This window comes from Brevibacterium pigmentatum (genome assembly GCF_011617465.1).
In the GTDB taxonomy this organism is placed as follows: domain Bacteria; phylum Actinomycetota; class Actinomycetes; order Actinomycetales; family Brevibacteriaceae; genus Brevibacterium; species Brevibacterium pigmentatum.
In genome coordinates, this window is record NZ_CP050153.1 from 1,497,893 (window position 1) to 1,516,086 (window position 18,194).

The window sequence follows — 18,194 nt, forward strand, 5'->3', positions numbered from 1 at the left end:
CCTCAAAAAGGCTGAGCTCGACTAGCTGAGGCCACGAATGACTGGATGGGAGCCGATCGTTCGCGACCTCAGGCCTTGCGCGTCGTGACGCTACGGCAGGGGATGATCGCCCTTGATCTTGAAGAAGGATCCGCGGATCTCTCCGGCGAGCTTCGACTTCTGACGGGCGAACTTGAACGCCGAGAGCTTGGGAGGAACGTCCATCCCTTCCGAAAGCTTGAAACCAACGGCCCGTTTGCCATCGCCTGCTCGCGTCCACAGGACATTGATCGCGAGCCCGGACTCATAGAAGACGTGCACCCAGTAGATGCCGTCGACATCATTGACGCTGACTTCGAGAGCCGGCGAAGTCGGCACGATCTCACGCTCGGAGGCAAGGATCTCCTCCACCCAGTCCAGTTCCTCCTGTGCATCGGCGGCCGGGGCCACTTTGAACGTGTGCATGTACTTGTTGGAGAAGTACCGCGCCTCGTTGGCGCGCAGGCCGGCCAGCGCCTCGGCGACGGGGGAGGATTCGAGTCCCGCGGTGGAGACATCGGTGAATGAAACGGCTTCGAACGGCATGGGTCAAGGATATGCCCGAGGTGTTCGACCGTACACGTCTGAATGCGAGAGTTGCTTGCCCATCCGTACAGAGCTGAGGTCCGAGACCTGCGATAGAGTATCGGCATCTCGGCGATTGTTCTGATTGCTATGGAATCTCGGTGTAGACGACGCAACTGACAAAGGAGTCCGGCTTTGGCCCTGCACGAAATCACATATTCCTCGAGCAACAACCGCGACACGATCAATGCCTGGCTCTACACTCCGACAACAGCTCCGAACGGCATCGTGCAGATCATCCACGGCCTCGGCGAACATTCCCGCCGCTACCTCCACCTCATCAGCACCTTGCTCGATGCCGGCTTCGCCGTCGTCGCCAGTGACCACGCAGGGCACGGGCGCACTGCCATGGAGTCGGGCGTCTGGGCCGACGCGGGAGACGAGGCCGCGCGCGTCGTCGTCGACGACGAGGTGACTCTGCAGGCGAAGGCGCGTGAGATCCTGCCCGGACTGCCCTATATCGTCTTCGGCCACAGCTGGGGGTCGATGATCGCCCGCTCCATGGCCTCCCGCCCTGAAGCCGAACTCACCGGGCTGGCGCTGTGCGGAATCGCCGCGCAGATGAAGGGAATCGAACAGACCATTGACCGCGCTGAACTCGCCGAGGCGGCCGCTGGCGACCATCGTGCGGAACCTGCTGCAGACCATCTGGTGGGACAGCTCTTCGACGGGTTCCTCGACCGCTGCGGTCCCGATGCAGGACCCACTGCATGGGTTGCCCTCGACGAGGCGGTCGTCGCCGATCACGGCCGTGACCCGTTCAATAATTTCGGTGCCCCGATGAGTGCGCGGTTCCTGCAGGGGTTCGTCGACATCTATGACGAAGCCAATGCCGATTCCTGGTATGAGACGATCTCAAGCGATCTGCCGGTGCTCATCCTCGCGGGTGACCAGGATCCGGTCGCGAACTACGGCGAAGGCGCTTACCACGTGGCCAACAGGCTGCGAGAGACCGGTCATGCAGACGTGCGCACACGAGTCTTCTCAGGAGTCCGGCACGAAGTCCACAATGAACCGACGACTCGCGCCGAGGCGGAAGCGGAGATCGTCGAATTCGCAACCCGCGTCATCGCAGGTTAAAGATCGAGGCTGGCCCACCATGATGATTCCGTCCGCCGAGGACCTTTCGAACATCATCGATGCTGTCGCGTCCTGGCAGCGCGAGGGGCTGCCCGTCCAAGTCCATCCTGGCGACTTCGGCTGGTATCAGCGCTTCGGCTCGCAAGCGCTTGCCTCGGGACTGCGGGTGTGGACGCGCGACGGCGAGATCGCAGCCGTCGGATTCCTCGACGAAACCGAACTCATTCGCATGGCGATCTCGCCCGACCATGCCGCGGATGAAACCCTCGCCGAGGCGGTCGTGACTGATATCGAGACCACTCTGTCCGATCTCCTCCCACCAGGGACGGGAATCGTCGAATCCCGGTTCGGACCCGCGCTGCAGCACACCCTCAACGAGGCGGCATGGACACCCGACGAACCCTGGACCGTCCTGCAACGCGCACTGTCAGATTCTGTCCCACCGACCTCGTTGAGGTTCGAGACTGTCGAAGCGGACGACATCGCTGACCGGGTCAGCGTCGAATCCGCCGCATTGCCCGGCGCATCACTGACCGCTGAGCGATGGCAGCTGATGGCTGCAGGACACGCCTACCAACAGGCTCGGTGTCTCGTCGGCTATTCCACGGACGGTGCTGCCGTCGGCGCCACCACCGTCTGGTCCGCTGGACACGGTCGCCCCGGCATCATCGAACCTCTCGGAGTTCATGGTGACCACCGCGGCCTCGGTTATGGCACGGAAATGGCGCTCGGTGGTGCAAGCGCACTGCGGTCGATGGGAGCGTCGAGTGTCAACGTGGCCACTCCGTCATCGAACACCGCCGCCGTCGCCACCTATCGAGCGGCCGGGATGGACAGCCTCGGCGAGGTCAGGGACTTCCGCCGCCCCTGACCGGCGTCGGAGAACAGACCGCAGCGGCGTTGGAGGTCAGGACAGCCGACGTCGGAGGTCAGGCCGGAGCGCCGGCGATGAACGCCGCCTGCGCGACATGCTGGATCGCATCATCGATGATCGAGACCATGCGGACGCCGCGAGTGACTGCCGGCGTCCAGTTCTCATCGATGATCTCGTCGAAGTCGTCCTCCGACAGCGTCTCCAGGTACTCGGTGAACGCGTTCAATGTGGTGTTGAGATAGTCGACGAGCAGCTGCTGATCGTCGACGCGGATCTCGGCTGCTTGTTCCGGGGTGTGCCCGAGCCCGAACCCATCGCCGATCTCGCCGAGGTCGAAACGGTCGCGGAAGTCCTCCCACTGCTGGGGGCGTCCGGTGAGGTCGGAGAGCTGCACGTCGATCTCGCGGCCGCTGTGCCACAGCGGCCAGGCGATAGAGTTCGGATGCCCGCCGAGGTGGCCGTTGAGTTCTTCGGGGGAGAGGTCGGGCAGCGCCTGTGCCGCTTGGAGGGGGCGCTGGGACAGGTCGGTGAGAATCTCAATGCTGTTCATGTCGCCCATTGTGCTCTTCGCGACCGCCTCTGTCACCACCGGGGATCAGTCGAGACGGGGCCGGCGGCGGTTGCGTTTGATCTCCGACCGCCGCTGTTCGGAGCGCACTCGGCGGCGCCGGGAATTTCGGGACGGCTTCGTGGCTCGCCTCTGCACCGGCGGGGCCAACGCCTCCCGCAGCAGCTGCGCTAGCCGCATGCGTGCGTCCTGACGATTCTTCAGCTGTGACCGCTGCTTCTCCGAAGTCACGGTGACCACAGTTCCCGACAGACGTGGTGCCAATCGACTGAGCACTCGCTCGCGTTGAACCTCGGTGAAGAAACTCGCAGAGGCCAGGTCGAGGCTCAGCTGCACCCGTGAATCGGAGGTATTGACGTGCTGGCCGCCCGGGCCGGATGACCGGGAGAATTGTTCGGACAGGTCGGATGCGGGGATGACCAGCCCGGCTGGGATTCCGGGTCCAGCGGGTACGTGCAGATCACCGTCCATCTCAGCTCTGCTCCGCTTCGCCTTTGCGATCGTCACCGGCGGAGTCTTCTTCGCGCAACCTCGGCGTGACCTGCAGGTGCGGTCGGATTCCACGCTTGTCGGCGTAGAATTCGCGGATCCGATCCATGTCTGCGGCGATGTCGCCGCTCATCTCCAGGGTCGGGCCCAGCCCGGTGGTGTGCGTAGTTGTATCGAGGTAGCCCAACGTTACGGGCATTCCCGTTGCCATCGCGATGCGATGGAACCCGGACTTCCAATGAGTATGCCCGCCGCGGGTTCCGTCTGGAGTGATGACGAGAGCGAAGACCTCCCCTTTACGCATGCGGCCGACCACCTCGTCGACGATCTTGCTCGGATCCGAGCGGTCGACGGGTATCCCGCCGAGTCCGCGCATGATCGGCCCACGCCATCCGGTGAAGAGGGAATGCTTGCCCAGCCAATGGACATCGACACGAAGGCGCCACGCGATCGCGAGCATCACGACGAAGTCCCAATTGGAGGTGTGGGGTGCCCCGATGAGGATCGTCGGACGATTCGGGGCGGGCTCGGTGACGAGCTTCCACTTGCTGAACGTCCAGAAGGCGCGGGCGAGGAGGCGTCGGATCATGATCTCAACGTTAAGGCACGCGCATGTGCGGGCCTATCGGGGCCCATGAAGGCGCGGTGCGAAACGGGCGTGTGCGGCTTTCAGGACCGGGAAGAGTCGACGGGGACTGAGGCCAAAACCATTCCTGACGAGTAACCGCGGATGATGCCCGCGCCCGAGTCGTCGACGGGTCGCCTCCTCGGTGAGGATATACGCCGCGGCCTTGGGGCCACGGCTTGCCGCCTTTTCGAACACGATCGCTTCGATATCCTGCCACGGCAGCAGCGTGCCGGGCAGTACCTGATCGCGCCGTGCCAACGCGACGCCGAGGGGGGAGAGGACGAGGGATTCGCGCCTGCGCATTCGCACGAACAGACCGATCGGTGCGACGACCAGGCACCCGACGATGCCGATGACCAACGCCCACATGCGCAGGTTGATGATGATCAGCCACGGGCTGCGCCCGTCCTCGATTGTGGCGGTGACGACGTAGATGAAGAAGGCGAGTAGACCGATGCCGATGACGAGCGCGACGAGCAGACCGAAGAGGACCTGCCGATTCGAGGAGGGGATGACGACCTGCTGTCCACGGTCGAGCCGACGCACGACGGCGGCAGGGGAGAGATCGTCGGTCATGGACATCAGAATACCGGCGGCACGGAATAATTACGGCCGACCTGTCGCTGTACCGGACACCAAGCATCACCGACAACGGAGGTAGATATGTCTGATTCAGCTCGTGTCGTCATTCTCGGCGGCCATGGAAAGATCGCACTCCTGGCAGCACCCAAGCTCAAGGCCGCAGGTTTCGCCGTCGATTCGGTGATCCGCAACCCCGACCAGTCATCCGATGTCGAAGCCGCAGGGGCCAACCCGGTCGTCCTCGACATCGAAACCGCCGACACTCAGGCGCTCGCCGACCTGTTCGCAGGAGCCCAGGCGGTCGTCTTCTCCGCCGGAGCCGGCGGCGGCAGCCCGGAGCGGACGAAGGCCGTCGACCTCGAAGCAGCCAAGCGATCCATCGACGCAGCCGAACAGGCCGGGGTCAAGCGCTTCGTCATGGTCTCTTACGCCAGCGTCTCCGTCGACTCGGACCGCGTCGACCCGGAGAGCTCCTTCTACCCCTACGTGCAGGCCAAGAGCGGTGCCGATGAGCACCTGCGAGCAAGCTCGTTGGACTTCACGATCCTCGGACCCGGCGGTCTGACCCTCGAGCCCTCCAGCGGCAAGGTTCTCATCGCCGATGCGGCCGGCGACCTCGATGGGCAGACGCCGGCCGACGATGTGCGGGTGACCTCACGCGACCTCGTCGCCGACGTCATCACCCATGTCCTCGCTGAGTCCGCTGCGGTGCGCGAGACCGTGAACTTCTACGACGGGCAGACCCCCATCGCCGAGGCGATCAGCTGAGCTGAATAGTCACACGGGTTCAGCCCCAATCGAACCCGCTGGCCTGTCGTCTCCGATCGGAGACGACAGGCCAGCGGTCTTTCGATCGAAACAGTCTTGTGCCGCGCGTGAAGTTCAACCCTTTCGATTCCACAGTTGATGGGTCAGACCACTGGCCGTGGTGATGGTCTCGATCGTGAAATCCTTCTCCAATCCCTCGAGTCCTTCCCAGAGCCAGACTCCGCGGCCGAGGGTGACGGGGACGATGACGAGGTGCATGAAGTCGAGGAGGCCGGCCGCAAGGAACTGTCTGACCATCGAAGGACCGCCGCCTATGCGGACATTGCCGCCGTCAGCGGCGGCGGTCGCCTCGGCGAGGACATCGGCTGGGGAAGCATCCACGAAATGGAAGCTCGTGCCGTTGTCGAACTCCATCGGCTCCCGCGGATGATGAGTGAGAACGAAGCACGGAGTCTTGAACGGCGGTTCCTCACCCCACCAGCCGCGCCAGCCGTCGTCGGGCCACGGCCCTGTCTGGGGGCCGAACTTCTTCCGGCCCATGACCTCGGCCCCGATGCCCTGCCCCCACATGGCGAACAAGGCACGGTCTGCGGTCACCGGGGCGTCGACCTTGTCCACGCCCTCGATGCCGCGGCCGTCGAAGTAGGAGAACAGCGCTTGAGCTTCACCGATCGGCTGGTCGAAGGTGACGAACTCGCCGGCGGCGAAACCGTCGAGGGAGACGAAGAGGTTGTTGACACTCGCTTTGGCCATGATCACTCCAATGTGATGGTTCGCTGATGTCTGCAGTCGGTTGGGTGGTGCCGGTTCCGGGGAAGTGGACTCAGTGTACGATCGAGTAGTTGTAGAGTGCAATCACTGGAGGTGGATCGATGCCCGCACAGCCGCGCTCAGGATGCGCGATCAATGCCGCGGTCGAAGTCCTCGGTGACAACTGGTCGCTCATCGTCCTGCGTGACATCATCTTCGGCGATCGCCGGCACTTCCGAGAGCTGCTCACCTCCAATAACGAAGGCATTGCGTCGAACATGCTCTCCAGCCGCCTGAAGAAGCTCGTCGACGAAGGGCTGCTGACAAAGGCGGAAGCGGTCCGGGGACAGAGGGCGAAGTACTCGCTCACCGAGGCGGGAATCCAGACCCTGCCGGTCATGGTCGCCCTAGGAGCCTGGGGGATGACCCATCGCGACACCTCTCCGGAGCTGACGATCCGAGCCAGACTCATGGCAGAAGACCCGCAGCTCGTCACCGGTCTCATAGACGAACTCCGAGAAGCCCACCTCGGCGTGCTGCGCCCGCACCCTGATGCCCCGCGGGCTTCACAGCGACTGCAGGCCGCTTACGAGGCGGAGATCTCCGGACGCTGAAACTCCCGGAAACTGAGTCGGGCGTCGACCTCGGTTGCGGCCAGCCCCAATGGTCGGGGGATCGCGGCGCGGCCGGTGTGAGGTCGTTCCGACGGTTCCCTTGTCCGACCCAGTGAGGTGTGGTTTCATCGAGTAAGTAGTTGCAAACTGCAATCATTTACTGTCAGTGCTGATCCCGAAGGAGCGATCGTGATCACTGGACTCATGGCCAATATTGCTGTCACCGACGAGAAGGAGGCGACTGAATGGTATTCCCGGCTCTTTGAGCGACAGCCGGATGACAAGCCGATGGCGGGGCTGGCCCAATGGCTCTTCGACGAGAAGTTCGGCGTCCAGATCTGGGAGGACCCGCAGCGAGCCGGATGCTCCAACGTGGTCCTAGACGTGGATGATCTCGACAAGATGGCCGAACATCTGCGGGTGACCGGAATCGACCACGACGAGCCGAGCCCCGGTGGCGGACAGCGCATCCTGCCGATCACCGACCCGGATGGAAATCAGGTGGTGTTCTTCGGTGAGTGAGGCAGCATCCGAGCAGGGTGCGCCAGTGACCGCAACGATCAGCCTCGGCGCTGAATTCGAGCATCCGGCCTCGAACGTGTGGAACGCCTTCGCCGACACGGATCAGCGCGTGCAGTGGGGAGTCCCCGAGGGAGAGGAGATGGTCTGCGACATCGACGAATTCCGTCCGGGTGGAGCGATCCGCGCCCGCTGCGGGTCACCCGGAGTGCTCGAGTTCGTCTCCACCGGGCAGTACTGCGCGGTCGTGCCGGAGCGTCATATCGTGACCACTGAGACTCTCACCAGAGACGATGAGATCCTCTCGACTGCCATCATCACCTGGACCCTGACCCCCACCTCGACAGGCACCCGAATCGAACTCGTCGACCAGGTCGTGTCCTTAGTCGGTGAGGGAATGATCGACGGCCACCGTAACGGCCACGACATCTGCCTGCAGCAGCTCGACGAATTCCTCAGTTCGTCAGATCCTCGGCCCACGGAAGATCGGCGCCCTCGCGACTGACCGTGATCGCGGCGAGCGCAGCTGCATGTTCGCCCAGGTTCATGAGCTCTGCCGTGCTGAGATCGGACAACGCGGCCTCGTGAGCATGCAGATCGTGGATGAGGGAGACCATGAATGTGTCCCCGGCCCCGATCGTGTCCGTGACATCGACCTGAGCCGCAGCTGCCGTCACCCTCGCCGAGGCGGTCGCCAGGATCGCACCGTCACCTCCGCGAGTCATCGCCACCAGTGACGGACCGAGTCCGAGCAGACGATCGATCTGAGCATCTTCGGCGAGGTCGGGATAGAGCCAATCGGCATCGACATCGCTGAGCTTGAGGACATCGACACGCTGGGCGAGAGCTTCGAACCGCGGCAGAGCCTCCTCGTGGGAACCGATGATCGACGGCCGGATGTTCGGGTCGAAGGAGACGAGGGGTCTGTCTCTCTGCTGATCTGACTGCTCCGCGACATCATCGAGGTGCCGATCGATCACGGCGGAACCCGGTGACAGGAATGCCGCGATCGACCCGAAATGCAGGACGGAATGGGCGTTTCTTCCGAGAAGCGATGAATCGGGATCCCACCGCAGCTGGAATTCGTACTCGGCCGATCCGTCCTCCGAGAGTCGAGCCAGCGCCGTGGAAGTGGCGCCCCGCGGGGAGGTGAGAACGTCGACCTGGGACTCCCGCAGGTGGGCGAGAAGGAATCCGCCGTGGAAGTCATCACCGACATCGGTGAGGAACTCGACATCGTCACCGAGGCGGCCCAGGCCGAGCGCCACGTTGGCCGGGGCTCCGCCCGGTGCATAGCGGTCGGGAGCGCCGTTCGTGCTGACGATGTCGATGAGGGCTTCACCGATGACGAGAATGCTCATGGGCACGATTCTAAGGTGAGAAACATTCTCCGGCCGTGACCAGCAGGAATAGGACGAAAATCGGTGAGTGGAACGCATCTGCGTCATTTCATGTCAGCACCGTCTGGAACTGTGTGGTCATGGACAAGAACACCATTGACAACGACGTCAGAACGATCATCGACGCGGAAACCGCCCGTGTCTTCGCCCCTCGGCCCGGAGAATGTCTGGCCTGCTATGTGTTCCGCCAACTCGGCGAATTCGGCTGCAACGGCACTCATCGCTTCGCAGAGAGCTTCCGCGACCGGACGGCTCCACGAGCCACGGCGCTGCTCGCGCGGTTGAGCAGGATGGGTGCCTGCTGCTGTGACTGTGAGATGTTCTTCAACGCCTTCACCTTCGCATCCAAACCCTGGATCACCGGCATGCCGTTCGGTGAGCTCATCGGCACTCCCTTCGGCAGTGAGGAAGCGATCGACATGAGAGAACGGTTCGGAATCGACGAACCTCCCTCGACGACGCTCTATCTCTGCTGCCGACTGGTGAGACGAGGATCCACCCAAGCCTGCGGAAACTGGGCCCGGATCAGACGGTGGTGAGCGCACGCGTCCGGCAGAATAGGATCATGCCTTCCACACTGCCGCTCTTCCTCGACTGCGATCCCGGCATCGACGATGCAATTGCGCTGGCCTACCTGAGCTGCCAAAACGACGTCGACGTCGTCGGCATCGCCGCCTCCGGAGGCAACGTCGCTACCTCACAGGTCGTCGAGAACACCCGCGGATGGCTGTCGCTGGCCGGCCGCAGCGACATACCCGTCCACGCCGGCCACGCTCTTCCGCTGGCACGACAGACTCCGCAGACAGCGCCGGACGAAGGACTGGAGTACGCCGACCTCACCCATGGCGAGACCGGGCGCGGGTATGCGCACTTGCCGGCCCCAACCGACCCGGTGAGCTCGGTGTCCGCCGCACAGGCGTGGGTCGATGCAGCCCATGCCCATCCCGGACAGCTCCTCGGCGTCGTCATCGGTCCGGCCACGAACCTCGCTCTCGCTCTCGACATCGACCCGGAGCTGCCGGGTCTGTTCAAACGTCTCTTCATCATGGGCGGAGCGTTCAACTACCGCGGCAACACCCACCCCACGACGGAATGGAACGTCACCTTCGACCCGGAATCCACATCGAAGGTCCTCTCTGCCTTCAGCACTGCCCACACGAACGGTCGGCTCAAGCATCTGCCGGTCATCGCCCCGATCGAAGCCACCGAAGCCGTGGAGATGACACCCGACCGACTCACTGAAATCCGGAACGGAGCCAAGGCCTCCGGCCAGCCGTGGCAGGCGATGGTGGCTGAGCTGTCCGAGGCGCTGCGCTTCTACTTCGAGTTCCACGAATCCGACGGACTCGGCTACCTCGCCCATATCCACGATCCCTTCGTCCTCGCTTGTGCACTGTCCTGGGCGCGACAGATCAGCAGTGCGTCGACCGGGGCGGAGCCCGAAGAGCCGAACACCGACGTTCGGGAAGCGACCGCCACGGCTCCCGTCAGGGGAGCTGCAGGCCAACTGCCGTGGGTGACAACTCGGTGGGCACCTGTCGATGTCGAACTCACGGGTACACTCACACGAGGCGAAACCGTCGCCGATTGGCTGGGACGGTGGGGCCGTCCCGTGAATGCAGAGATCATCCGCACCATCGACGCCACCGCATTCCTCGACCACCTCAGCACCACCTTGATGAAAGGACCACTCGCATGACCGCACACTCCAGACTGTCTGGGCAGGGGCCGACCACCACGGTCGGTCCCGGACAAAACCGCAACCGCACCCTTCCCCTCACCCTCACACTGCTCGGCACCCTCATCGTCATCGGCACCTACGTCGCCGTGCTGCTGACCCAACCGGCCAACCTCGGCGTCGACCTCGGCCACACCACTCTGTGGGTCATGCTCGGCTATCTGGGCGGAGGCATCCTGCTCGCCGCTGGCACCCTCCCGCTCATTCCCCGCAGCGTCCTCGCGCTCATCCCGGTCGCCATCGCTCTCAACATCGTCATCGGGCAGATCATCGGCAACTACACGCCCGTGCCCCTCTACCTCGACTCCATCGGAACAGTGCTCATCGGCGTCCTGGCCGGACCCGCAGCAGGAGCATTCACCGGAATCATCTCGAACCTCATCTGGGGTGTGACCCTGAGCCCCAGCGTCATCGCCTTCAGCTCCGGGGCCGCCTTCATCGGAGCCGCCGCTGGTTGGGCAGCACGACTCGGAGTCTTCCGCACACCCTGGACCGCGGTCATCGTCGGCGCCGTCGCCGGTGTACCTGCCGGTGCCATCGGGGCACCCGTCGCCGCCTACGTCTTCGGCGGCGGACTGGGAGCCGGCACCGGGGGAGTCGTCGCGATCCTCCAAGCTGCGGGCCTCGAGATGTTCAACGCCACGTTCGCCCAGAGCATGGTCTCCGACATCGTCGACAAAGCGCTCATCTTCGCCCTCGCCTATGTCGTCATCCGGTCGCTGCCCAAACGCATCATCGGTCGCTACGAGTTCGCCGCCCACAGTCGGCCCCGTGCGACGAAGACCCGTGGCTCCGATCCAGCGAAACCGGTCGAAGCGGCACAGCCGACGGAATGAGCTCTGCCTCAACCGACACGCACACCGCGAACGCCGCCCAGGACGTCGGTCCGAAGCGTCGTCTGCACCCGGCCACGGAACTGGTCATCCTTGCCTGCAGCCTGTTGCTCGTCTTCGGAATCCCGTCTCCGATCGTGCCCGCCATCATCTTGGCGGGGTCGCTCGTGACCGTGATGGTCTCACCGATCGTAAGGCTGCGGACATGGGCGATGACTGTGGGGCTGCTGTGCCTGCCGACTCTGGTCGTGCTCATCATCGTGCAGGGACTGTTCTATCCCGGCACCGAGGTGCACGTACTCTGGCAAGCCGGGCCCACCCGCCTCAGCGTGGAAGGACTGAGCATCGCCGTCCAAATCTGGCTGCGAGTGAGCAGCCTGATCGGACTGTGTGTGCTGTTCGGACTCGGCACTGACTCCGCTCGCCTCTTCGACGGCCTGCGTCGACTTCGACTGCCACCGGCAGTCGCCTATGTGTGTGCCTCGGCCAGCGGCCTCATCCCACTGATCGGAGCACGCACCCGATACATCATCGAAGCGAGACAGGCCCGAGGTTGGGCCACCGACTCCTGGCGAGTGCGAATTCGTCTGCTGCCGGGAATCGTCGTCGGACTCGTCACCGCGATCCTGCTGACCGTCGATCAGCGTCACGAAGTGCTCGAAGTGAGCGGACTCGATTCCAGTGCGAGCACGGTCGACCTCCAGGACCACACGGACGGGACGGGGCAGCGCCTACTGCGCATCCTGACTCCGCTCGTGACTTTCGGACTCGTCGTCGCCTCGGTGATCGGAGTCCTCCCGCTGCCGGGTGCCGCTCAGCTGATCGGCGGTGCCTGACATGACCGTTGAGATCACGGACGCGGGCTTCACCTATCACGGGGAGGACACTGCCGCATTGAGCGGCATCAACCTCGACATCACCGGTGGAACCATAACCGCGGTACTCGGACCACTCGGATCGGGAACGTCGACTCTGTGTCGCATGCTGTCCGGACAGCTCGCTTCCCGCGGCACCACGACCGGCACCATCGACCGAGGCGGCCGGGTGGCCCTGCTCGGAGATGATCCGGAAGCGCAGCTGAGCGGAATGACCAGCCACGTCGGCGATGAGACGCAGCTGGCCTGTCGACTGCACGGATCCGACCCGGCCGAAGCCCGCAGCCGAGCTCGGAACCTGCTCGAACAACTCGGCATCGACGAACTGTGGAGCCGCCGGTTGGACACGCTCTCCGGCGGGCAGAGGCAGCTGGTCGCGCTGGCACGGATTCTTGCATCCGGGCCCGACCTTCTCGTTCTCGACCAACCCGCACAATCTCTGGATCCGCAGATGCGAATGCGTCTGGCGACAGTGCTGCAGGAATTCTGCGACCGGGGAGGATCAGTGCTCATCACCGGCCATCAGGGCGACGAACTGACTCGGATCTGCCACGAGGTCCACTTCCTCGACGCCGGACGTCTGCAGACGGCGACCGCACCGACCCGAACCGGTGGTGTCTGGGACAGCCTCGCCGACGACGCCGCGACCCACTCGAAGACAGTGAGCAGCCAGTCAGATGCCCTGCTCACTGTTCGCGACCTCACCGTGGACCGGGGACGCAGACGCATCCTCGACGGCTTCGACCTCGATCTGCGGCCCGGCGAACTCACCACCGTCACCGGAGCCAACGGGGTCGGAAAATCCACGCTCCTGCGCGCCCTCCTCGGTCTGCTCGGCCGGTCCGCGACCGTGACGGGCACGATCACGGTCAGCCGCCTCGGCGAGATGACCAGGATAGACACGCTGCCCACCCACGCCCGCAGCGCCCACCTCGGGTGGGTGGGGCAGGACCCGGGACTGCAGCTCTTCGCCGCCACAGTGGCACGCGAACTGCTGCACGCCGCGCCACTTCCGCCACATCGGCGAAGAGACCGCTCTCAAGTGCGCGACCAACGCCGGTCAGACGTGGACACCGTCCTCGCCGAGGCGGATCTGACCGAGGTCGCCGACGAACACCCCTTCGACCTCGACGTGCCCCGACGCAAAGACGTCGTCATCGCCTCGGCACTGATGACCGAAGCCTCGGTGCTGCTGCTCGACGAACCGACGATCGGACGCGACCTGGCCGCGATGACCCGGCTGAATGCGATCATCGAGCGATTCCTCAGCGGGGGCGGTGCCGTCCTGGCGAGCACACACGACCAACGGTGGGCGCACGAGTCCGCGCACCACCGACTGCGTCTGGTCGACGGGCGGGCCCACCGAAGATGAGCAGGGGAGTGCCGAGCAGCGAAGCGACGGTACTTCTAGGCGATTGCATGGTGCAATGAGACTGTGAGGACCGTCGTCTGAAAGGAACGCAATGCGCGGACCGATAGTGCTGTTCGCCGCGTGGGCCCTCCACGATGCTGAGGAGACACTGACCTTCCCCGCGTCGGCCGACTATGTGGCCGACCTCACCGGAATCGACGCTTTGCGGATGACGACGAAGCAGAGCGTGGCCGCGATCGGCCTGGTCGGGGCTGCGCTCGCCGCTGCCGGAATCCGCGGGGTGCGAACGCGAGGTGACTCCCGGTTCTATCGGTCCTCTGTCGCCGGTCTCGAAACCCACGTGTTCACTCATCTGCTCTCGGCAGCGGTGGCGCGCCGATACACCTCAGGGGTGCTCACGGCGGTGCCGATCATGTGGCCGGGCGCTGCGTACGCGCGACGAGAACTCGCTGCGCTCGGCAAGCCGCTGACCGCCGCCGACTGGCGTTGTGGGGCACCGACCATGGGCTCGGTGGCGCTGGCTGCTCACGTCCTCGTCCGCATCGACTGGCTGTCCCTGCTCAGAAGTCGAAGGTGTCGTCTCCGGCGGTCGCGGGGCTGCGCAGCCTCTGCAGATGCAGATGCCTGATCAGGCGGACGTCGGTCGGCACTGAATCTCGTGTCAGGGGCTGCATCTACCGTCAGGACATGGATCAGAACTCGCACCCAATCGATTCCTACAGCATCGAGGAGCTCGACCATCAGCCGCCGATGCCATGGGATCGGCTGCTCGCCGCCATCCGTCGGTCCCCTCAGCTCTCCGCGGTCGAGGCGGCCCGCATCGCGCAACACCAGCCCGACGTCACGACCGATGTTCTCAATCCTCTGCCGGCACCTGGCCCACCCACGTGGGACGGACTGCACAGAGTCATCAACACGCTGCACCGGAAGAATCTGCTGCCGGACGATCTTCCGCAGACACGCAGCGCCTCCGTCATACTCACTCATCTCCTCACCGAACTCGCCCTTGCCATCTCCGGCCACCTCGGGCCACGGCCAGACCTCCGAGCGGCATCGGCGGAGACACAGACCGAGGCCGCCCAGGTGCGCTTCGAAATCGAATGCATCACCTGGCTCATCGCCGGAAGACTCGGGGTGAGGGCCGCCGCCTCGGGCTCACTCAAGGGGTACCTCAAACACGGCGAGCTCATTCCCGAGTTCTCCCGGGACCGAGTGCTGCAGACGGTCGACACGATCGAAGCCCTCTTCGGCGGTGCGCTCGCCTTCGGAGCCGCAATCCGAGAAGAGACCCCCAGCCTGTTCGAACTCGATGTGCAACTGGCTGTCTGAACCCTGACAAATCGTCCTCAACCCTGGTGCGCAGACACCCACCGGAGAAGAATGGCCACCATGTCCACCTCACCGCGGCGTTGGAGCATTGCCACCGTCTACCCCGATATGTGGGTCGATCCCGACGACGATCCCCGCAACACCGACGGGCACAGTCCCCACGGAGAACTCGCCACACTGCTGAGCTATCTCCACGACTACCGGCTGACACTGGATATGAAATGTCAGGGCCTCACTCCTGAACAGATGGTGAGGCTCTCTGTCCCACCGTCGACGATGTCACTGCTCGGGCTGGTCCGACACATGACCGACGTGGAGAGAGACTGGCGGAACTGGATCACGGACGGCGAACCCGAACCTCCGATCTACGGGAGCTTGGACGGCGCATTCGACCTCAGTGAAATTCCGCCCGACCCCGACGACGCCGTCCTGGTCGACGCCTTCGACCGGCTCGAACAGGAACAGGCCGCCACCGACGCCGAAGTCAGCCGACACGACGACCTCGGCACACACGTCGGCCGTGAAGACATTGCGGTGCGTGAGTTCCTCGTCCACCGCATCGAAGAATATGCCCGCCACTGTGGGCACGCTGATCTGCTGCGCGAATGCATCGACGACAGAACCGGACAATAGGGAGTCAGACAATGAGCCGAACAGTCCAGATCACCGTCGACTGCCACGATCCCGAGAAGCTCGCCCGATTCTGGGCCGAGGCGCTCGGCTACATCATCCCCGGCCCTCCAGGGGTACGACTCGGAGAAGATGAGGATCCATTCGCCGCTTGGAAGAAGTTCATCGCCGACCTCGGAATCGAACTCGGTCCCGAAAACATGCGCGCTGCGATCGATGACCCGGACCAAGTCGGTCCCCGTATCTTCTTCCAGACCGTGCCCGAGCCCAAAACAGTGAAGAACCGCCTGCACCTCGACGTTCGGACTGCGCCCGGACTCGATGGCGATGAACGGATGGACGCGCTCGAGGCCGAATGCCATCGGCTGTTGGAACTCGGAGGGACCCGGCTTCGCCGAATCGACCCGGACCCGCCCCTGGAACACGGATTCATCGTCATGGCCGACCCCGAAGACAACGAATTCTGTCTCGACTGACCACCGGTTGTGGACGTCTGACCAGATGAGATTGTTCTCAGAAACCTCTGGTGTGAGCCGTTCGCTTGCTAGCGTGGCAGCCATGAAGACGAATCGCATGGCAATGAGTACAGTGGCAGGACTTGCGGCACTCACGCTCGGCCTGGCCGGGTGCGGCGGGAGTGATCCCGGAAGCGGATCCGACGATGCTCAGAACTCACCCGCGGCAAGCGAATCGGCCCCGGCCGGCTCTGCCGAAGACGACGACCAGAGCGCGGCCACCGACGACGACACAGACGATCAGGACGACCAAGACGACGAGAAGAAGACCGCGGCTCAGGACCCGTCCGGTCAGGGCCTCAGCGCCGATGCCGACCTCGCCGAGGATTCGCCGGCGATCAGTGCAGAAGACGCGATCAAGAAGGCGAAGGAGAAGGTCGGGGGCGGAACCGTTCACAGCATCGAGCTCGACTGGGACGACAAGGACGAGGCTTGGCAGTACGACGTGTCCGTCCTCGACGGCAAGACCGACCACGATGTCGACATCGATGCCGAAACCGGCAAGGTCGTCAGCGAGGACACAGACGACGCCGACGACAGAGAGAAGGCCATCGACCTCAATGAACCGATGACCTTCGACGACGCTCTCAAGCGTGCGCGGAAGAAGGCCGACGGAAAGCTCGTGAGCTGGAAGCTCGAATTCGACGATGACAAGCAGGAGTACCAGTTCGACTTCGAGAAGGGCGGCGAAGACACGGAGGTCACCGTCGACACCGAATCCAAGCGAGTCAGCGTCGATGACTGACTCCGGCCGCCTCACGGTCATTGCCGGACCCATGTTCTCCGGAAAATCCGAAGAGCTGATGCGCAGGGTCCGGCGAGCCACGATCGCCGGAGTCGATGTCCTCGTCGTGTCCCACTCTCTTGACACCCGTTCGGACATCTCGACGATCACGTCGCACACCGGGGTGAATATCCCCGCAGTGCCGCTCGGTGACGTCGCGTCTCTCGCCGAGGCGGCCAGGCAGAAGGACTATGACCTCATCGCCATCGATGAGGCCCAGTTCTTCGGTCAGGACCTCGTCCCCGCAGTCGACGAACTCCTCCGACAGGGAATCGACGTCATCGTCGAAGGACTGTGCGTGACCTTCGACGGGCAGCCGTTCGAGCCGCTGCCGAGCTTCATGGCCGTGGCCGAAGACGTCCTCAGACTCACTGCTGTGTGCACCGTCTGCGGGAAAGACGCTGTGTTCCACCAACGACTGGAGCAGACGGGGAGCCCGATCGGCTCAGATTCGGCGACTGGCGCTCAGAACCCTGCCGCGACTCTGGCCGCGACCACGATCGACGCCAGTCATATCGGTGGGCTGGATACCTATGTCGCGCGCTGTCGGCAGCACTTCACCGGAGCCGGCCAAGAGGCCTAGTCGTCGATGCTGTCCCAGACCTCACGCCAGATCCGCGCGAGATCCGGTATCTGATAGTGGGCGTTCAGCCCGCTCGGCTGCGGCACCACATGCAGCGCCACATCGGCCGGCCACCCCTCGATCAGCGACGTATCCTGACGCCCGAGCTGAGCCTTCGGCAGCCGGTACCCGGTGCGGAACGCGGTGATCCCGGCGATCGCCACCGCAGAGGGCCGGATAGCGGCAAGGCGGTCGATGAGGTGAGCCGCACCCTCACGCAGCTCCTGCCGGGAGAGTTCGTCGGCACGCACAGTGGCGCGACCGATGAGGTTGGTCAAGCCGATTCCACGGCTGAGGAGCTGCTGCTCATCCGCGGGATCGAGCCCACACGAAGCATCGACCTGGTGATCGGTGAGACCCGCCTGATGCAGAGACGGCCAGAAACGATTGCCGGGGCGCGCGAACGGGGCATTCACCGCAGCCGTCCACAGGCCGGGATTGATGCCGACGATGAGCATCTTCAGTCCGGAGGAATCGGCCGGCAGGATATCGTCGATCGCATTCGGATCGTCCGTCGCGAACGGCGCCAGGTCGTCCTTGGTCGGTTTGCGGCCGCCCAGAGGCGATGGCCGACGATTGCTGACGAATTTGTCCTCACTCACACCTTGCACACTACCGTCG

At 64.1% G+C, this 18,194-nt stretch carries 25 protein-coding genes; 17 read left to right on the plus strand and 8 right to left on the minus strand.

Translation table 11 applies throughout. The annotated features are described in order from the left end of the window. Nucleotides 1-90: 90 nt before the first annotated feature. Nucleotides 91-564: a DUF8821 family protein gene (locus GUY30_RS06700; protein WP_167195329.1), complete on the minus strand. Its 474-nt coding sequence runs from the start codon at nucleotides 562-564 to the stop codon at nucleotides 91-93. 174 nt (nucleotides 565-738) lie between these two features. On the opposite strand from GUY30_RS06700, the gene GUY30_RS06705 reads away from it, so the two are divergent. Beyond that, complete coding sequence (locus tag GUY30_RS06705; RefSeq protein ID WP_167195332.1) at nucleotides 739-1,683, plus strand: alpha/beta fold hydrolase; 945 nt, start codon at nucleotides 739-741, stop codon at nucleotides 1,681-1,683. A gap of 19 nt (nucleotides 1,684-1,702) precedes the next feature. Further along, entirely contained in the window at nucleotides 1,703-2,554 is an 852-nt protein-coding gene (locus GUY30_RS06710; RefSeq protein WP_208091499.1) for a GNAT family N-acetyltransferase, read from the plus strand. A gap of 58 nt (nucleotides 2,555-2,612) precedes the next feature. Here the strand turns inward: GUY30_RS06710 and GUY30_RS06715 are convergent, their stop codons facing one another. Genes GUY30_RS06715 through GUY30_RS06730 form a run of 4 tightly spaced genes read right to left on the minus strand, consistent with a single transcriptional unit; the run spans nucleotide 2,613 to nucleotide 4,818 of the window. Then, nucleotides 2,613-3,107, minus strand: a complete 495-nt coding sequence (locus GUY30_RS06715; protein WP_167195338.1) for a DinB family protein — start codon at nucleotides 3,105-3,107, stop codon at nucleotides 2,613-2,615. Between the two features lie 45 nt (nucleotides 3,108-3,152). Continuing rightward, the gene (gene arfB, locus GUY30_RS06720) at nucleotides 3,153-3,596 is read right to left on the minus strand and encodes an alternative ribosome rescue aminoacyl-tRNA hydrolase ArfB (RefSeq protein ID WP_167200762.1); all 444 of its coding nucleotides are present in this window, start codon (nucleotides 3,594-3,596) and stop codon (nucleotides 3,153-3,155) included. 1 nt (nucleotide 3,597) lies between these two features. Next, nucleotides 3,598-4,203 carry a 1-acyl-sn-glycerol-3-phosphate acyltransferase gene (locus tag GUY30_RS06725; protein WP_167195341.1) on the minus strand — a complete coding sequence of 202 codons (606 nt, stop codon included), beginning with the start codon at nucleotides 4,201-4,203 and terminating at the stop codon, nucleotides 3,598-3,600. A gap of 33 nt (nucleotides 4,204-4,236) precedes the next feature. Next, a complete protein-coding gene (locus tag GUY30_RS06730) occupies nucleotides 4,237-4,818 on the minus strand; it encodes a hypothetical protein (RefSeq protein WP_167195343.1) in 582 nt (193 codons plus the stop codon). A gap of 87 nt (nucleotides 4,819-4,905) precedes the next feature. Between GUY30_RS06730 and GUY30_RS06735 the strand changes: the two genes are divergently transcribed. Next, nucleotides 4,906-5,592 carry an SDR family oxidoreductase gene (locus tag GUY30_RS06735; RefSeq protein WP_039210466.1) on the plus strand — a complete coding sequence of 229 codons (687 nt, stop codon included), beginning with the start codon at nucleotides 4,906-4,908 and terminating at the stop codon, nucleotides 5,590-5,592. A gap of 114 nt (nucleotides 5,593-5,706) precedes the next feature. Here the strand turns inward: GUY30_RS06735 and GUY30_RS06740 are convergent, their stop codons facing one another. Further along, on the minus strand, nucleotides 5,707-6,345 hold the full coding sequence (locus GUY30_RS06740; protein WP_167195346.1) for a dihydrofolate reductase family protein: 639 nt from the start codon (nucleotides 6,343-6,345) through the stop codon (nucleotides 5,707-5,709). A gap of 119 nt (nucleotides 6,346-6,464) precedes the next feature. Here GUY30_RS06740 and GUY30_RS06745 point away from each other — a divergent pair, with 119 nt between their 5' ends. The 3 genes from GUY30_RS06745 (at nucleotide 6,465) to GUY30_RS06755 (ending at nucleotide 7,980) form a co-directional block, all read left to right on the plus strand. Continuing rightward, the gene (locus GUY30_RS06745) at nucleotides 6,465-6,956 is read left to right on the plus strand and encodes a winged helix-turn-helix transcriptional regulator (protein WP_167195349.1); all 492 of its coding nucleotides are present in this window, start codon (nucleotides 6,465-6,467) and stop codon (nucleotides 6,954-6,956) included. Nucleotides 6,957-7,145: 189 nt separating this feature from the next. Then, a complete protein-coding gene (locus GUY30_RS06750) occupies nucleotides 7,146-7,478 on the plus strand; it encodes a VOC family protein (RefSeq protein WP_167195352.1) in 333 nt (110 codons plus the stop codon). Nucleotides 7,479-7,503: 25 nt separating this feature from the next. Further along, nucleotides 7,504-7,980 (plus strand): SRPBCC domain-containing protein, encoded by a 477-nt coding sequence (locus tag GUY30_RS06755; protein ID WP_167195355.1) that lies wholly within the window; start codon nucleotides 7,504-7,506, stop codon nucleotides 7,978-7,980. Here the strand turns inward: GUY30_RS06755 and GUY30_RS06760 are convergent. Then, a complete protein-coding gene (locus tag GUY30_RS06760; protein ID WP_167195358.1) occupies nucleotides 7,931-8,836 on the minus strand; it encodes a carbohydrate kinase family protein in 906 nt (301 codons plus the stop codon). The genes GUY30_RS06755 and GUY30_RS06760 overlap by 50 nt on opposite strands. Nucleotides 8,837-8,955: 119 nt before the next feature. Between GUY30_RS06760 and GUY30_RS06765 the strand changes: the two genes are divergently transcribed. The 11 genes from GUY30_RS06765 (at nucleotide 8,956) to GUY30_RS06815 (ending at nucleotide 17,534) form a co-directional block, all read left to right on the plus strand. Then, nucleotides 8,956-9,414, plus strand: a complete 459-nt coding sequence (locus GUY30_RS06765; RefSeq protein WP_167195361.1) for a DUF2695 domain-containing protein — start codon at nucleotides 8,956-8,958, stop codon at nucleotides 9,412-9,414. A 26-nt stretch (nucleotides 9,415-9,440) separates the two neighbouring features. Next, complete coding sequence (locus tag GUY30_RS06770) at nucleotides 9,441-10,574, plus strand: nucleoside hydrolase (RefSeq protein WP_167195364.1); 1,134 nt, start codon at nucleotides 9,441-9,443, stop codon at nucleotides 10,572-10,574. After that, a complete protein-coding gene (locus tag GUY30_RS06775) occupies nucleotides 10,571-11,449 on the plus strand; it encodes a histidine kinase (protein WP_167195367.1) in 879 nt (292 codons plus the stop codon). Before GUY30_RS06770 ends, GUY30_RS06775 begins: the two co-directional genes overlap by 4 nt. Next, a complete protein-coding gene (locus tag GUY30_RS06780; RefSeq protein ID WP_167195370.1) occupies nucleotides 11,446-12,282 on the plus strand; it encodes an energy-coupling factor transporter transmembrane component T family protein in 837 nt (278 codons plus the stop codon). The genes GUY30_RS06775 and GUY30_RS06780 overlap by 4 nt, the downstream gene beginning before the upstream one ends. Nucleotide 12,283: 1 nt before the next feature. Then, nucleotides 12,284-13,693, plus strand: a complete 1,410-nt coding sequence (locus tag GUY30_RS06785; RefSeq protein ID WP_167195373.1) for an ATP-binding cassette domain-containing protein — start codon at nucleotides 12,284-12,286, stop codon at nucleotides 13,691-13,693. Nucleotides 13,694-13,784: 91 nt separating this feature from the next. Further along, entirely contained in the window at nucleotides 13,785-14,321 is a 537-nt protein-coding gene (locus tag GUY30_RS06790) for an HXXEE domain-containing protein (protein ID WP_167195377.1), read from the plus strand. Nucleotides 14,322-14,380: 59 nt separating this feature from the next. Beyond that, nucleotides 14,381-15,022 carry a hypothetical protein gene (locus GUY30_RS06795; RefSeq protein WP_167195380.1) on the plus strand — a complete coding sequence of 214 codons (642 nt, stop codon included), beginning with the start codon at nucleotides 14,381-14,383 and terminating at the stop codon, nucleotides 15,020-15,022. A gap of 60 nt (nucleotides 15,023-15,082) precedes the next feature. Further along, a complete protein-coding gene (locus tag GUY30_RS06800; protein ID WP_167195383.1) occupies nucleotides 15,083-15,655 on the plus strand; it encodes a DinB family protein in 573 nt (190 codons plus the stop codon). An 11-nt stretch (nucleotides 15,656-15,666) separates the two neighbouring features. After that, entirely contained in the window at nucleotides 15,667-16,128 is a 462-nt protein-coding gene (locus tag GUY30_RS06805) for a VOC family protein (RefSeq protein WP_167195388.1), read from the plus strand. A 103-nt stretch (nucleotides 16,129-16,231) separates the two neighbouring features. Continuing rightward, nucleotides 16,232-16,912: a PepSY domain-containing protein gene (locus GUY30_RS06810; RefSeq protein WP_167195391.1), complete on the plus strand. Its 681-nt coding sequence runs from the start codon at nucleotides 16,232-16,234 to the stop codon at nucleotides 16,910-16,912. After that, nucleotides 16,905-17,534, plus strand: a complete 630-nt coding sequence (locus GUY30_RS06815) for a thymidine kinase (protein ID WP_167195394.1) — start codon at nucleotides 16,905-16,907, stop codon at nucleotides 17,532-17,534. Before GUY30_RS06810 ends, GUY30_RS06815 begins: the two co-directional genes overlap by 8 nt. Here the strand turns inward: GUY30_RS06815 and GUY30_RS06820 are convergent. Further along, nucleotides 17,531-18,175, minus strand: coding sequence for a mismatch-specific DNA-glycosylase (locus tag GUY30_RS06820; RefSeq protein WP_167195397.1), 645 nt, complete (start codon nucleotides 18,173-18,175; stop codon nucleotides 17,531-17,533). The two genes, GUY30_RS06815 and GUY30_RS06820, sit on opposite strands and share 4 nt — an antisense overlap. Nucleotides 18,176-18,194 lie beyond the last annotated feature (19 nt).

What these genes read in the sequence shown, in the direction of transcription:
- GUY30_RS06775 (WP_167195367.1), top strand. Translation starts at nt 10,571, where the DNA reads ATGACCGCACACTCCAGACTGTCTGGGCAGGGGCCGACCACCACGGTC.
- GUY30_RS06735 (WP_039210466.1), top strand. Translation starts at nt 4,906, where the DNA reads ATGTCTGATTCAGCTCGTGTCGTCATTCTCGGCGGCCATGGAAAGATC.
- GUY30_RS06780 (WP_167195370.1), top strand. Translation starts at nt 11,446, where the DNA reads ATGAGCTCTGCCTCAACCGACACGCACACCGCGAACGCCGCCCAGGAC.
- GUY30_RS06785 (WP_167195373.1), top strand. Translation starts at nt 12,284, where the DNA reads ATGACCGTTGAGATCACGGACGCGGGCTTCACCTATCACGGGGAGGAC.
- GUY30_RS06770 (WP_167195364.1), top strand. Translation starts at nt 9,441, where the DNA reads ATGCCTTCCACACTGCCGCTCTTCCTCGACTGCGATCCCGGCATCGAC.
- GUY30_RS06795 (WP_167195380.1), top strand. Translation starts at nt 14,381, where the DNA reads ATGGATCAGAACTCGCACCCAATCGATTCCTACAGCATCGAGGAGCTC.
- GUY30_RS06760 (WP_167195358.1), bottom strand. Translation starts at nt 8,836, where the DNA reads ATGAGCATTCTCGTCATCGGTGAAGCCCTCATCGACATCGTCAGCACG.
- GUY30_RS06810 (WP_167195391.1), top strand. Translation starts at nt 16,232, where the DNA reads ATGAGTACAGTGGCAGGACTTGCGGCACTCACGCTCGGCCTGGCCGGG.
- GUY30_RS06805 (WP_167195388.1), top strand. Translation starts at nt 15,667, where the DNA reads ATGAGCCGAACAGTCCAGATCACCGTCGACTGCCACGATCCCGAGAAG.
- GUY30_RS06815 (WP_167195394.1), top strand. Translation starts at nt 16,905, where the DNA reads ATGACTGACTCCGGCCGCCTCACGGTCATTGCCGGACCCATGTTCTCC.
- GUY30_RS06745 (WP_167195349.1), top strand. Translation starts at nt 6,465, where the DNA reads ATGCCCGCACAGCCGCGCTCAGGATGCGCGATCAATGCCGCGGTCGAA.
- GUY30_RS06710 (WP_208091499.1), top strand. Translation starts at nt 1,703, where the DNA reads ATGATGATTCCGTCCGCCGAGGACCTTTCGAACATCATCGATGCTGTC.
- GUY30_RS06790 (WP_167195377.1), top strand. Translation starts at nt 13,785, where the DNA reads ATGCGCGGACCGATAGTGCTGTTCGCCGCGTGGGCCCTCCACGATGCT.
- GUY30_RS06740 (WP_167195346.1), bottom strand. Translation starts at nt 6,345, where the DNA reads ATGGCCAAAGCGAGTGTCAACAACCTCTTCGTCTCCCTCGACGGTTTC.
- GUY30_RS06725 (WP_167195341.1), bottom strand. Translation starts at nt 4,203, where the DNA reads ATGATCCGACGCCTCCTCGCCCGCGCCTTCTGGACGTTCAGCAAGTGG.
- GUY30_RS06765 (WP_167195361.1), top strand. Translation starts at nt 8,956, where the DNA reads ATGGACAAGAACACCATTGACAACGACGTCAGAACGATCATCGACGCG.
- GUY30_RS06730 (WP_167195343.1), bottom strand. Translation starts at nt 4,818, where the DNA reads ATGACCGACGATCTCTCCCCTGCCGCCGTCGTGCGTCGGCTCGACCGT.
- GUY30_RS06700 (WP_167195329.1), bottom strand. Translation starts at nt 564, where the DNA reads ATGCCGTTCGAAGCCGTTTCATTCACCGATGTCTCCACCGCGGGACTC.
- GUY30_RS06715 (WP_167195338.1), bottom strand. Translation starts at nt 3,107, where the DNA reads ATGAACAGCATTGAGATTCTCACCGACCTGTCCCAGCGCCCCCTCCAA.
- arfB (WP_167200762.1), bottom strand. Translation starts at nt 3,596, where the DNA reads ATGGACGGTGATCTGCACGTACCCGCTGGACCCGGAATCCCAGCCGGG.
- GUY30_RS06800 (WP_167195383.1), top strand. Translation starts at nt 15,083, where the DNA reads ATGTCCACCTCACCGCGGCGTTGGAGCATTGCCACCGTCTACCCCGAT.